Origin of the sequence: Leptothrix discophora (assembly GCF_030705305.1) — a bacterium.
In the GTDB taxonomy this organism is placed as follows: Bacteria; Pseudomonadota; Gammaproteobacteria; order Burkholderiales; family Burkholderiaceae_C; genus Sphaerotilus; species Sphaerotilus discophorus.
Genome location: NZ_JAUZEE010000005.1, coordinates 25385 through 38804, shown reverse-complemented (window position 1 = coordinate 38804; position 13420 = coordinate 25385). Strand labels below are relative to the sequence as shown.

11 protein-coding genes are annotated in these 13420 nt (G+C 72.1%); 3 read left to right on the top strand and 8 right to left on the bottom strand.

The features are described 5' to 3' along the window. Positions 1-56 precede the first annotated feature (56 nt). From Q8X39_RS10530 to Q8X39_RS10500, 7 genes are all read right to left on the bottom strand, one after another. Positions 57-4478 (bottom strand): AAA family ATPase, encoded by a 4422-nt coding sequence (locus tag Q8X39_RS10530; RefSeq protein ID WP_305749628.1) that lies wholly within the window; start codon positions 4476-4478, stop codon positions 57-59. Between the two features lie 43 nt (positions 4479-4521). Continuing rightward, positions 4522-5277 carry a Crp/Fnr family transcriptional regulator gene (locus tag Q8X39_RS10525; RefSeq protein ID WP_305749627.1) on the bottom strand — a complete coding sequence of 252 codons (756 nt, stop codon included), beginning with the start codon at positions 5275-5277 and terminating at the stop codon, positions 4522-4524. A gap of 184 nt (positions 5278-5461) precedes the next feature. After that, the gene (locus Q8X39_RS10520; protein ID WP_305749626.1) at positions 5462-6181 is read right to left on the bottom strand and encodes a helix-turn-helix transcriptional regulator; all 720 of its coding nucleotides are present in this window, start codon (positions 6179-6181) and stop codon (positions 5462-5464) included. A 169-nt stretch (positions 6182-6350) separates the two neighbouring features. Beyond that, positions 6351-6989 carry an MBL fold metallo-hydrolase gene (locus Q8X39_RS10515; RefSeq protein ID WP_305749625.1) on the bottom strand — a complete coding sequence of 213 codons (639 nt, stop codon included), beginning with the start codon at positions 6987-6989 and terminating at the stop codon, positions 6351-6353. 45 nt (positions 6990-7034) lie between these two features. Then, positions 7035-7706 (bottom strand): hypothetical protein, encoded by a 672-nt coding sequence (locus tag Q8X39_RS10510; protein WP_305749624.1) that lies wholly within the window; start codon positions 7704-7706, stop codon positions 7035-7037. Positions 7707-7806: 100 nt separating this feature from the next. Beyond that, positions 7807-8952: a gluconeogenesis factor YvcK family protein gene (locus tag Q8X39_RS10505; RefSeq protein ID WP_305749623.1), complete on the bottom strand. Its 1146-nt coding sequence runs from the start codon at positions 8950-8952 to the stop codon at positions 7807-7809. 79 nt (positions 8953-9031) lie between these two features. After that, entirely contained in the window at positions 9032-9832 is an 801-nt protein-coding gene (locus tag Q8X39_RS10500) for an exodeoxyribonuclease III (protein WP_305749622.1), read from the bottom strand. 14 nt (positions 9833-9846) lie between these two features. Between Q8X39_RS10500 and pyrE the strand changes: the two genes are divergently transcribed. Further along, positions 9847-10539: an orotate phosphoribosyltransferase gene (gene pyrE, locus Q8X39_RS10495; protein WP_305749621.1), complete on the top strand. Its 693-nt coding sequence runs from the start codon at positions 9847-9849 to the stop codon at positions 10537-10539. Then, entirely contained in the window at positions 10536-11222 is a 687-nt protein-coding gene (locus Q8X39_RS10490) for a DUF4124 domain-containing protein (RefSeq protein ID WP_305749620.1), read from the top strand. Before pyrE ends, Q8X39_RS10490 begins: the two co-directional genes overlap by 4 nt. Positions 11223-11237: 15 nt before the next feature. Here the strand turns inward: Q8X39_RS10490 and gatB are convergent, their stop codons facing one another. Further along, a complete protein-coding gene (gatB, locus tag Q8X39_RS10485; protein WP_305749619.1) occupies positions 11238-12689 on the bottom strand; it encodes an Asp-tRNA(Asn)/Glu-tRNA(Gln) amidotransferase subunit GatB in 1452 nt (483 codons plus the stop codon). Between the two features lie 101 nt (positions 12690-12790). Between gatB and Q8X39_RS10480 the strand changes: the two genes are divergently transcribed. Beyond that, on the top strand, positions 12791-13339 hold the full coding sequence (locus Q8X39_RS10480; RefSeq protein WP_305749618.1) for a TlpA family protein disulfide reductase: 549 nt from the start codon (positions 12791-12793) through the stop codon (positions 13337-13339). Positions 13340-13420 lie beyond the last annotated feature (81 nt).

The following is a 13420-nucleotide window of genomic DNA, read 5'->3' as shown; positions in this document are numbered from 1 at the left end:
ACGGCTGCCGGCTCGGGCCGGTCGGTGCGTCGTGAGGGTCCGGACGGGCAGCGGGTTCAGCCGCTGTCCAGGTTGTGCAGGTCGTGCAGGTTGTGCAGGTCGTGCAGGTTGTGCGGGTCGTGCAGGTTGTGCGGGTCGTGCAGGGCCGGCCGGGCGCTGGACGACAGGCCGGTGGCCGGCCGGTCGGCCGGGCGCGAACCGTCGGCATCGATCCAGATCGGTTCGCGCGGCCCGGCCGGCGCGGCGTCGAGCCGCTCCAGCAGCGCCCGGGCCCACTTGACGTCGTGGGTGGACCGGCCGCCCTGCACCGCAGCCAGCGCGGATTCCAGCCGTTCGCGGGCCTCGGCCTGCACGGCCAGGCGGGCGTGCTCGTCGTGCTCGCCCTGCGCGAGGCGGTCCTGCTGCAGCCGCAGCCAGCTGATCGCCACGCGCAGGCCGACACCGTGCTGACCCAGCTCGCGGGCGCGCTCGCCGGCCTGGCCGAGCCAGTCGGCGGCGGCGTCGAGCAGGGCCCGGACCTGCGCCGGATCGGCGAGGTGACCGCCCATCGCCCGCAGGCGCTGGAACTCGCCGCTCAGGCGCAGCACCTCGGGCTCGTAGTAGCGCTCGCCGTGACGGGCGATCAGGTCGCGCGCCTCGGCCAGCAGCGCCAGCGCCCGGTCGATGCGGCCGGCGGCGGCCTCGCCCTGGGCCCACAGCGCGAGGTAGAACGAGCGCGTCACGACCGCGCCGGTGTCGACCCAGCGCTGGTAGCCCGCGCGCAGCAGGTCGACGCCCCGGTCGATCTCGCCGACCTGCACCAGCAGCCGGCCCTGCACCACCTCGGCATGGGCCAGCCAGACGCTGAAGCCGCCTTCCTGGCAGATCTCGATGGCCTGCTGCACGGCCAGCAGCGCGGCCTCGTTCTCGCCCCGGAAGAAGTGAACGACGCTGAGGAAGCCGTAGGCCTCGGCCATGCTGAAGCGGTGCCGCAGCGTGCGCGCCAGCTCGACCACCTGCTCGGCCCGGCGCAGCGCCTCGTCGGGCTGGCCGAGCTGCCAGAGTGCCCAGGCCGAGTAGCACAGGCACATCACGCCGGGGTCCTGCACGGCGGCCGGACGGTGCGGCAGCTGGCGGTAGTCGGCCAGGCAGCGGTCCATGCGCTCGACCGCCCCCGGCAGGTCGCCGAGGTGGAAGACCAGGTTGGCGTCGGTCCAGCGGGCCTGCAGCCGCGCCATCGGGTCGGCCGAGCGCCGGGCCAGCTCGCCGGCCTGCAGGCCGATGTCGCGGGCGCGACCGAAGTCGGCCCGCATGAAGTGGAAGCCCTCCAGCCCGAACAGCGCCTTGGCCAGCGCCACGTCGTCGTTGAGCTGGCGGGCCCGTTCGAGCGCGCGGCCGTAGACATGCTCGACCCGGTCGGCGCCGTAGCCCTCGATGGCGATCAGCCGGCCAGCCAGCAGCAGGTTCAGGCGCAGCGCGCTGCGCTCGCGTTCGAGGCCCGGCGCCATGTGCTCGACCAGCACCAGCGCGGTCTCCAGGTCGGCGATGGCCTCCAGGTGGGCCGAGCGGGCGGCCGAGCGGCGGGCCGCGCGTTCCCATTGCGCCACCGCCTCGGCGATCAGGCCGGCCTCGGTCAGGTGGCGGGCCAGCAGCTCGGGCTGGGCCTCGGCGACGTGCGGCAGCGCGCGTTCGATGACCTCGGCAATCACGCCATGCAGGCGGCGCCGGTCGCGATCCCACAGCGAGCCGTAGGCGGCATCGCGCAGCAGCGCATGGCGGAACAGGTAGAGCGGTTCATGGTCCGAGCCGCGCGGGATCAGCAGGTCGGCCTGCACCAGCGTGGCCAGGCTGTCGTCCAGGTCGGCCACGCCGACGGGGCAGTGCGGATGCGTCACCACCGAGCCCAGCAGCGAGCGCGTGAACTCGCGTCCGATCACGCTGGCGACCTGGGCCAGGCGCTTGGCCGCCGGGGCGCGGTCCAGCCGCGTCATCAGCAGGTCGTGGATGGTCGACGGCACCTGGGCGCCGAGCGCGGCGGCGATCGGCGCCGCGCCGGCGGGAGCACCGGGGGCCGGACGCGCGGCCGAGGGCGCTCCGCCGGCCAGGTCCAGCACCATGCGGGTCGATTCCTCCAGGAACAGCGGCACGCCGTCGGCCCGTTCCAGCACCCAGTGCGCGGTGTCGGGATCGATCGCGCGGCTGCCGCACAGGCTGTCGACCATCTGGCGCGCGGTGTCGGGTGTCAGGCCGGCCAGCATCAGGGTGTCGGCGCCGAGGTCGCCGTCGTCCTGGCCGGGCTCGGGCCGCGAGGTCATCAGCACCAGCAGACGCCGCTGGCCGCCTTCGGCGAGCGCGCGGGCGATCAGCGTGCGGGTCGACGGGTCGATCCAGTGCAGGTCCTCGACCACCAGGCAGACCGGATCGGATTCCAGCGCCTGCCACAGCCACTGCAGCAGCAGGTCCATCGTGGCGCGGCGCTGGCGCTCGCTCGACCAGCCGGCCAGCGCGGCCGGATCGGCTGGCACGCTCAGCAGCTGGGCCAGCAGCGCGCCGGCCTGCTCGTGGCGCAGCTCGCCCAGGCCGCTGGCCTCGATCTTGTCGCGCCGCTGCTGGACGCTGTCGGTCTCGCGGAAACGCAGGTAGCGGCTGAGGAAGTCGGTGACCGGATACCAGGCCGTGCTGGCCTGCTCGGGGGCGCAGCGCCACTCGATGTAGCGCCAGCCGCGGCCACTCTCGCCACGCCGGAACTCGCGCACCAGGCGCGACTTGCCGATGCCGGCCTCGCCCAGCACCAGCAGCGCGCGGCTGGCGGCCGGTCCGTCGAGTCGGCTGCGCTGGCGCAGCCAGTCCAGTTCGGCGATGCGGCCGACGAAGGGCGCGAGCTGCGACTGGCGGTCGAAGCGCTCCGTGCCGCGCAGCGTCGACTCGCCCAGCACGCGGTAGATCTCGCCGGGCTGGTCGAAGCCCTTCATCGCCGGGGCCGGGCCCAGCGCCTCGAACTCGAAGCGCTCGGCGACGACCCGCCAGGTCGCCTCGCTGGCGATCAGGTGGCCCGGTGGCGCCAGCGCCTGCAGCCGCGCCGCGTAGTGCACCGCCGCGCCGACCGGCTGGTCGGACTTGACGACGACCTGCCCGGTCGCAGCGCCCAGCCGCACCGCCAGGCCCTGGGCGGCGCAACGCGCCACGATCTGCAGGCCGGCCCGCAGCGCCAGCACGGCGGCGTTCTCGATCGCCTGCGGGAAGCCGAAGTAGCACATCACGCCGTCATCGCCCTGCGGGTCGTCGGCCCGGCCGCCGTGCGCCGTGACGGTCTCGCCCAGGATGGCGTGGTAGCGCGCCAGCAGCTCGCTGTAGGCCTCGTCGCCCAGGCTGTGCATCAGCCGGGTCGAGTCGACCAGGTCGCAGGACAGGATCGTCACCTGGCGGACGTGGTCGGCCCCCGGCAGCGCCACGCGGGCCGGTTGCAGCAGGCGCAGCGTCGGGTCGCCGTGCAGCTGCGTGTGCAGGCAATCCTCGCCGCTGGCGCGGGCGGCCAGACGCGCCTGCCGCACCGCCTCGCCCAGCGCCAGACCGGTGCCAAGGCCGCCATAGAGGGTTGACAGGAAGACCTGGTTGCCGGCTGCGGCGGGGCTGGGCCCGACCGGAGAACGCGCTGGCCGCCCGGCACAGGCATGCACCAGCACCGGCACGCCGGCCGCGATCAGCTGCCGCAGGGCGCCGCTGCGCGAGGCCAGCGCGGCACGCAGCTGGGCCGTCTCGGCCTGCAGCACGACCAGCGCCAGGCCGCCGTCGGCTTCGGATGCCAGGCCAAAGGCGGCCTCGACCGCGGTGGGGCCGTCCGGCCAGCGGCGCAGCGAACCGAGCGCACCGGCCGCGCCCTCGGCCCCGCCGGTCAGGTGCAGCACGTCATGGCGCGACAGCAGGCCCTGCAGCGCACCGCTGCCAATCGCGGCGCGTTCGACCATCAGCGCGCGCAGGCCGTTGCCCTGCTGCAGGGTGTCGAGCAGATCGGCAACCGGCTCGGCACCGTCCTCGGCCAGCAGCAGCACACGCAGCAGCTCGCGGGGCGCGGCGGCAGGGGACCGCACGGGGCTGGGCTGGCCGTCGATCAGGCGACGCGCCAGCGCATGGCGCTCGTCCAGGTGCTGTTCGCCGTCGAAGGCCAGCTCCCAGGCGACGCCGGCCAGCTCGGGCGCGAGCTGCAGCGTCAGGTCGCAGGGCCCCAGCCGTGCCAGCGTCTCGCGCACCGCCTGTGGCAGCAGCTCCCGGTGCAGCAGCGCGCCACAGGTCTGGCGGCGGGTCGCGCCGGACGAGCCGCCGGGGTCGGCCTCGGCCAGACCGGCGGACATCGCCTCCAGCCGCCACAGCGGTGCCAGCGGCACACGCGCCTGCAGGCCGATGCCGCGTCCGTCGGTCAGCGTCCAGGCCAGCTGGTCGCCGTCGCGGACGATCAGCAGCAGCACGGACGGACGGGATACCGGGGCGCGGGCGGCGGACATCAGGACACTCCGGTGGCGCGACGGGCCAGCGACGCGGCCGGCGTCACCAGCGCGCGGGCAGGGCGCGGTGCAGGACCATGTCGGAGCCTTCGACGCTGACGTAGCCGCCGTTCTCCAGGTCCTTCATCAGGCGACTGACCATCTCGCGCGAGCAGCCCAGCCGGTTGGCCATGTCCTGGTGGGTCAGGCGCGGGACGAGGCGCGGCGCGGCATCGGCCGGCAGCGCACCGGCCAGGCGCTTGAGCACGCCCTCGACGCCGTCCGCGGCATCAACCCCGTTCCTGCCGTTCAGGACAGGGCTGGCGCCCGCGCCCGGCGCATCGGCCAGCTCCGCCATGCGGCTCTCGGCCAGCGAGTCCAGCAGCGCGCGCAGCCGGCCGTAGACGTCGTTGAGCGCCAGCTGCTTGGCCGACAGCGTCGCCGCACGCGCCCGGCGGATCACCTTGGACAGCAGCTCGAAGGCGAACTCGGGGTACTGGGCGATGTGCAGCAACAGCGTCTGGCGCGGGATCACGACGCAGACGGTCGGCTCCAGCGTGATGACGCTGGCCGAGCGCGGCCCGCCGTCGAGGCTGATCTCGCCGACGTATTCGCCCGGACCGTAGACGCCGTAGGTGATCTCGCGGTCGTTCTCGCCTTGCGAGTAGGCCCGCACCTTGCCGGCCAGCACGATGTAGAGGGTGTCGCCCTGGTCGCCTTCCTGGATCAGCAGCACGCCCTTGCGGTAGCGGCGTGGCTCGGCCCGCTCGGCCAGCGCGCGCAGCGCCGGCGAGATCGGCAGGTCGGACAGGGACGGCATGGGAGGGCCTGAGCGGCCCGCGCGGGAGTTCATCGCGCCCGAACTTAGGCGAAGGTCCAGTTCGGCGCAAGCATCCAGGGCCATCGATTCCCCGCTGGGTTGGGTGGGAAACACCGACATGACGACGCATCGGTGACAGGCTCAGGCGATGAGACAGCGGCGGCGCGCCGTCCGGCCCGGTCGATCAGTGCGGCCCGGCGTGCAGCGGGCCGCGGCCCAGCGCCGACACGATCGGCGGCAGCACCGCCACGCGCCGCACCAGCTCGCGGATGCTGCCGCACTGGGTCTTCTGGCGGATCGCAGCGATCTGCGAGCGCACCGTCGAGACCGCGACGCCGAAGCGCTGCGCCACCTCGGTCGGCGTGTCGCCGTCGCACAGCGCGGCCAGCACCATGCCTTCGGCGTGGGTCAGGCCGTGAACCCGGGCGTAGTGGTCGACGCTCAGGGCCTCGCACATCTGCGCCTTGCCAAACACCAGCAGCACGCCCTGCACCGGCTGGCCGCCCAGCGGCACCACGGCAACGGACTGCGGCCGGTCTTCGTCGCCGACCGCCACCAGCCCGCGCCGTCCTTGCTGCGCAGCGGCCTGGATGGCACGGGCCAGCGGCTCCTCGCGCAGCGGATGGCGTGCCACCACACGGTCGATCTGCAGCTGGCAGACGCCGTTGCTGCGCTCGAACAGGGTGCGGGCGCGGTGGTTGGCCAGCATCAACCGGCCCTGGCGATTGACGATGGCGAGGCCGTAGTCCAGCTCATCGAGCGCCTGCCCCAGCAGCTGGTGCAGCACCGGTCCGGCCTCGGCGCCAGCGCCCAGCAGCAGATCCAGCGCCGGCGCCAGCGAGGCGAGTTCGGGCCGGGCGGAAGACGGCAGCGTCGGGCACGGCGCGGGGGTTTCGATCAGCATGGCGGGCATCCTTGAGGCGGCGCCGGTCCACCTGAAGGGCGGAGGGCGACCGGTTGCGATGTCCACCAATTTAGGGATGCGCTCGCGCTTCAGGTGGTGTGGATTCACGCGCGAAGCTGTGATCCATTCACCGCCTGGCGGTCACAGGTCACCGGCCGGGCGGTCGGGCTCAGGTCCCGCCGACGTAGGGGTTGCTGCGGCGCTCGCGGCCGAAGCTGCTTTCCGGGCCGTGGCCGGGGATGAAGACGGTCTCGTCGCCCATCGGCCAGAGCCGCTGGGTGATGCTGGCGATCAGCGTGTCGTGGTCGCCGCCGGGGAAGTCGGTGCGGCCGATGCTGCCGGCGAACAGCACGTCACCGACGAAGCAGCGGCCGATCTCGGCGCTGTGGAAGACCACGTGACCGGGCGTGTGGCCCGGACAGTGGCGCACGGCCAGCACGCTCTCGCCGATCTGGACCCGGTCGCCATCGGCGAGCCAGCGCGTCGGCGTGAAGGGCTCGGCCGGCGGGAAGCCGAACATGCGGCTTTGCTGGGCCAGGCCGTCGATCCAGAACTGGTCGCCCGGGTGCGGCCCGACGATGGGCAGCCCGCGCTCGCGCGCCAGCGTGCCGGTGCCACCGGCATGGTCGATGTGGGCATGGGTGAGCCAGATCTGTTCGAGCTTCAACCCCAGCCGATCGACCTCGGCCAGCAACTCGGGCAGGTCGCCGCCCGGGTCGATGACGGCGGCGGCCATCGTCTGGTCGCACCAGACGATGGAGCAGTTCTGCTGGAAGGCGGTGACGGGGACGGTGAGGTAGCGCAGCATGGCCGCGATGCTAGCGGCGCACCGTTGCGGTCCCGCGTGGCCCGCTCAGAAGCTGTAGCCCAGGCTGAAGCTGAACTGCGGCAGCACGGAGACCTTGCCGATGCCGTCGTTGATCTCGGCGACCTCGCGGTCGATGTCGGCCTGGGCGGAGGGGTTGGCGAGCTGGCCACGGCCGGTGGCCGAGACCTTGGGCTTGCCGATCAGCGCACCGACGTCGAAGCTGATGCGCAGGCCGCTCACGTTGGGCTGGTGGCCCCAGCCGACGCCGAAGTACGGCATCGTGCGCGGGTACTTGATCGACATCGTCAGGCCGTCGCCGGCGTTCAGGGTGTAGCGCGTGCCGCCGACGTCGATCTGCTGGCCGCTGCCCGAGGCATCCAGCGTCAGGTCGAACTTGTTCGACGCCAGCCCGCCGGTGAAGCGGAACACGCCGCCAAAGGGGAACCAGTCGGCGAAGACCGCCACACGGTTGGCCTTGAGCTTGCCCTTGTAGGTGATGCCTTCCTCGTCGTAGTCGCTCTCGCGCGTGCCCATCGAGATCGCGTCCGCGCGCAGCGTGACCGAGTCGCTGACCGGCTGGGCGTAGCCGATGCCGGCGCCGGGGAAGCCGACCTGGCCATAGAACTCGCCGGCCTGGGCGGTGCCTGCCAGCAGGACGGCGCAGGCCGCCAGCGTCAGGCGGGCGGTGCGGGGAACGGAATGAAGCGTGCGGTGCATGGGGACTCCCTGTGACTCGTCGGCTGGACGCCAGACGGCGATTTATCGCCGCATCCGTGCCGTCGTGCAAGCCGCGCACCCTTTCAACAAGGGATGGAAGTCACAGCCACATCATCGCGGAGGCGGTCGGCTCGGACGACGGGTCGGCGATGTGGCCGAGCGTCATCTCGACCTTCTGCGGGTCGTGGCGGCCACGCTGCCACGGGTCCTCGAAGTCGTCGACGAAGAGATGCAGGCCGGCCCCGTCCTGGGCCAGCGTCTCGCCCTCGGACAGGTAGCGGTGGCCCCGCTCGGTGCGCTCGAAGGGCACCCAGCCACGGTTGACCAGGGCGTGGGTCAGCAGCCCCGCGCCGCCGCCCAGCCCGAAGGCGCGCAGCAGGTCGGCCGCGCTGCGGTCGACCGTCTCGGGGCACTGCAGGATGTTGCCGATGTAGACCTTGGGCACCTCGGGCACGGCCCCCAGCGCGGCCGCCACGCCCCGGACCGCCAGGTGGCCGAGCGTGCTGGTGAAGAAGCTGCCGGGCCCGAACACGACCAGGTCGGCCTGTGCCAGCGCCCCCAGCGCGGCCGGGTTGGCCTCGGGCGGCCGGCCCTGGGCGCCGTGCAGGCGGACCCGCTCGATGCCGATGGCGGCCTGCTCGCCGGACAGGCGCGTGACCTGGTCCTGGCGCCGCACCTGGCTGCCGTCGCGCAGGTCGGCGACGAGTTCGACCTCGTCGTCGGTGGTCGAGGGCCAGACATGCCCGCCGATGCCGCAGAGCGCGCGGAAGACCAGGACGGCGCGGTTGATGTCGCGCTGGTGCGCGAGGTAGGCGCCGGTCAGCACGAAGTTACCGATGCTGCCGCGGCTGAGGTCGAAGTCGGGGCCGATGCTGGACTCGAACACGCCCAGGTAGTCGACGATGGCCCGGCGGACCTCCGGCGGCATCGTCCGCAGCATCGGGTGCGCACCGCGCACGTAGAACTCGAACTCGGCGCGCAGCGCGGCACGGTCGGGGATCTCGGACAGCCGGGCGTTGAAGTAGCGCACGACGTTGCTGAGCCGGCCCTCGCCGTGGGCCAGCGTCATCAGAGCCTGGCGGATGTCGCCCAGCGCGAGGATGCCCAGCGACTCGCGCAGCGCCTTGGAACTGCCGCCGCTGTCCCAGGCCGGCACGATGCGCGTGACGTCCCAGCCGGCCTGGCACAGGGCGATGGTGATGTCGCGGCTGCCGCTGCCGCCGCCGAACATGACGATGCGTTTCATCGGTCGGAACCCCTCGCGCGGCCTCCCTGGCCGTCGCCGGATGATCTCACCGCACCGCGACGGTCGGCACATGGCCGGATCAGAGCGCGAGGTCGTAGTCCACGATCAGCGGCGCATGGTCGCTGAAGCGCTGGTCCTTGAAGATCGAGGTCGCGCGGGCCAGCCTGGCGGTGGCGGGGGTGGCGAGGTGGTAGTCGATCCGCCACCCGACGTTCTTGGCCCAGGCCTGGCCGCGGTTGCTCCACCAGGTGTAGCCGGCGTCGGTCGCGTCCGGTTCGAGGTTGCGGTAGACGTCGACCAGGCCGATCTCGTCGAGCAGCATCGTCATCCAGGCGCGTTCCTCGGGCAGGAAACCGCTGTTCTTGAGGTTGCCCTTCCAGTTCTTCAGGTCGACCTCGCGGTGGGCGATGTTGACGTCGCCGACCAGGATGAACTCGCGCTCGGCCTTGAGCCGGCGCAGGTGCGGGGCCATGCGGTCGAGGAACCGGAACTTGGCCTGCTGGCGGTCGTCGCCCGATGAGCCGCTGGGGAAGTAGCAGCTGATGATCGAGAGCGGTCGGCCGGGCCGGTCGTAGCGGGCTTCGACGTAGCGGCCCTCGGCGTCGAACTCGCGGTCGACGTCCGCCTCGCCCAGGCCGATCAGGACCTCGGAGGGCTGCACGCGGCCGTAGAAGCCCACGCCCGAGTAGCCCTTCTTCTCGGCACAGTGGAAGTGGCCCGCCATGCCGTCGAGCGTGCGCATGTCCTCGGTCAGGTCGCCCAACTGGGCCTTCAGTTCCTGCACCCCCATACAATCGATCGACATGCTTTCGACCCAGGGAACCAGGCCCTTGCTCGCTGCCGAGCGGATGCCGTTGAGGTTGAGGCTGACCAGACGCATGGGTGACATTTCCGATGAATGAGCGCATCTCCCCGAGCCGCCAGGATGTCCTGGCACAAGACTTCGTGGCCTTCGCCGTGCAGGCCGGCGTGCTGCGCTTCGGGGAGTTCAGGACCAAGGCGGGACGGCTGTCGCCGTACTTCTTCAACGCTGGCCTGTTCGACGACGGCGCCAAGCTGGGCCGTCTGGCGGAATTCTATGCACGCCGCCTGATCGAGTCGGGCCTTGAGTTCGACATGCTGTTCGGCCCGGCCTACAAGGGCATCACGCTGGCTGCGGCGGTGGCCATCGAACTGGCCCGACTGGGCCGCAACGTGCCTTACGCCTACAACCGCAAGGAAGCGAAGGACCACGGCGAGGGCGGCACGCTGGTCGGCGCACCGGTGCGCGGGCGGGTGCTGATCATCGACGACGTGATCTCGGCCGGCACCTCGGTGCGCGAGTCCATCGGCATGATCCGCGCGGCCGGCGCGACGCCCTGCGGCGTGGCCATCGCGCTGGACCGCCAGGAGAAGGCGAGCGAGAACGGCACCGACACCGACCGCTCGGCCGTGCAGCACGTGCGCGCCGAACTGGGCATGGAGGTCATCGCGATCGCCACGCTGGCCGACCTGCTGGCCTTCCTGGGCGCCCAGAGCGACGCCCAGCTCGCCAGCTTCCTGCCGGCCGTGCAGGCCTACCGGACCCGCTACGGGGTGGGCGAGTGACCACACGACGCGTGGCGCGTGCGGGCGTCGCGCTGTCGACGCTGGGGCTGCTGTGCGCGCTGGCGGCCTCGCCGGCCCTGGCCCAGAACAGCGCCGGCATCTACACCTGCATCGACGCCAAGGGCCGCCGGCTGACCTCGGACCGGCCGATCCCGGAATGCCTGGACCGCCAGCAGGACCTGCGCAACAAGGACGGCTCGGTGCGCGCCCGGGTCATGCCCAGCCTGACCGCCGAGGAACGCGCCGCGCAGGAAGAGGCACAGCGCGCCGAGATGGTCCGCGATGCCGCGCGCAGGGATGCGCTGCGACATGACCGCAACCTGCTCAACCGCTATCCCGACGAGCCCGCCCACCAGCGCGCCCGCGAAGCGGCACTGGAGCCGCTGAAACAGGCGCTGCATGGCGTCGAGAAGCGGCTGGCCGTGCTGGAGGTCGAGCAGAAGGCCCTGCACGAGGAGGCCGAGTTCTACAAGGGCAAGGACCTGCCACGCAAGCTCAAGGTCCGCTTCGACGACAACAAGACCAGCATCGAGGCCCAGCGCACCTCGGCCAGCACGCACGAGTCCGAACTGCAGCGCATCAACGCCCGCTACGACGAGGAGCTGGCGCGGCTGCGCAAGCTCTGGGCCGGCGCGGCACCTGGCAGCCTGGGCCCCGCGCCCAGCACGGTGCTGGCGCGCTGAGACCGGCGGCGGGCCTCAGCCCGCCAGCTTGCGCTTGAGCAGCTCGTTGACCTGGGCCGGATTGGCCTTGCCCTTGCTCGCCTTCATGGCCTGGCCGACCAGCGCGTTGAAGGCCTTGTCCTTGCCGGCGCGGTATTCCTCGACCGACTTCGGGTTGGCGGCCAGCACCTCGTCGAGGATGGCCTCGAGCGCGCCGCTGTCGTTCATCTGGCGCAGGCCCTTGGCCTCGATGACCGCGTCGACCGTCGCACCCTCGCCGCTCCACAGCGACTCGAACACCTGGCGGGCAGCGTTGTTGGAGATCGTGCCGTCCTGGATCCGGCCGATCAGCGTGGCCAGCGTCGCGGCCGTCACCGGCGCGGCGGCGATGTCCATGCCCTCGGCGTTCAGGCGCTTGCTCAGCTCGCCCATGACCCAGTTGGCGACCAGCTTGGGTGCGCCGCAGGCGGCCGCGGCTTCCTGGTAATAGGCGGCGGTGGCGCGGCTGGCGGTCATCATCGCGGCGTCGTAGGCCGGCAGGCCGTGCTCGGCCTCGAAGCGGGCGGCCAGCGCACCGGGCAGTTCCGGCATCTCGGCGCGCACGCGCTCGACCCAGCTCGGGGCGATCAGCAGCGGCGGCAGGTCGGGATCGGGGAAGTAGCGGTAGTCGTGCGCGTCTTCCTTGGTCCGCATCATGCGGGTCTCGCCGGTGTCCGGGTCGAACAGCACGGTGGCCTGGATGATCTCGTGGCCGTCCTCGATCTGGTCGATCTGCCACTGCACCTCGAAGTCGATCGCCTGCTGCAGGAAGCGGAAGCTGTTGAGGTTCTTGATCTCGCGGCGCGTGCCGAAGGGCTCGCCCGGACGGCGCACCGAGACGTTGGCGTCGCAGCGGAAGCTGCCTTCCTGCATGTTGCCGTCGCAGATGCCCAGCCAGACCACCAGCGTGTGCAGCGCCTTGGCGTATTCGACCGCCTGGCGGCTCGAACGCAGCTCGGGCTCGGAGACGATTTCCAGCAGCGGCGTGCCGGCGCGGTTCAGGTCGATGCCGCTCATGCCGTGGAAGTCCTCGTGCAGCGACTTGCCGGCGTCCTCTTCCAGATGGGCACGGGTCAGGCGCACGCGGTGGCGCTGGCCGTCGACCAGGAACTCGATCGCGCCGCCCTGCACCACCGGGATCTCGTACTGGCTGATCTGGTAGCCCTTGGGCAGGTCCGGATAGAAGTAGTTCTTGCGGGCAAAGATCGACATCGGCGCCACCGTCGCGCCGACCGCCAGGCCGAACCGGATGGCGCGCTCGACGGCGCCCCGGTTCATCACCGGCAGCGAGCCCGGCAGCGCCAGGTCGACCGCACAGGCCTGGGTGTTGGGCTCGGCACCGAAGGCCGTCGAGGCGCCGGAGAAGATCTTGGATTGGGTCGAGAGCTGGGCGTGGGTCTCGAAGCCGATCACGACTTCGTAGCCGCGCACGAGGAGCGATGTGGTCATGGTCAGGACGGGCGTCCGGTTCGGGAAACCGTCAATGCTAAGCGAGCCGGCTGACCGCCCTAAACTTGCTGGCCAAGCCCGACACCATCCCGCCGCACGCGATGACCTCCGCCCCGCTCGCCACCGTGTCCACCCGTCGCCGCCTGCTGCTGGCCAGCGTCGGAGGGTTGACCGCCGGGGTCGCCGGCCTCGGTGCGCTGGCCTGGTGGCAGACCCGGCCGAAGGCAGCGTCCGAGGTCGGCTACGTCCGCATGGACGGCAGCCCGGCCCAGCTGTCCGGCCTGCGCGGTCAGGTCGTGCTGGTCAACTTCTGGGCCACCACCTGCGCGATCTGCCGGCAGGAAATGCCCGCGCTGGTCGCCCTGCAGCAGCGCCATGCGGCGCACGGCTTCCAGACCCTGGCGGTGGCGATGCAGTACGACGCGCCGGCAGCGGTGGTGAACTACCTCATGGCGCGGCCGTTGCCCTTCGAGGTCACGATCGACAACACCGGCGCCATCGCGCGGGCCTTCGGCGGCGTGCAGGGCACGCCCACCAGCGTGCTGATCGACCGGCGTGGGCAGATCGTCTGGCAGCACGTCGGCGCACCGGATTTCCTGGCGCTCGAGCGCCGCGTCACGCAGCTGCTGGCACAGCCCGCCGCAGGCTGAGACGGCGCCGCCGGCCGCGTCGAATTGGGCGCCGGAAGCGGCGCAATTCCGCCCATTCGAGCGCCATCGCCCGGTCGATGA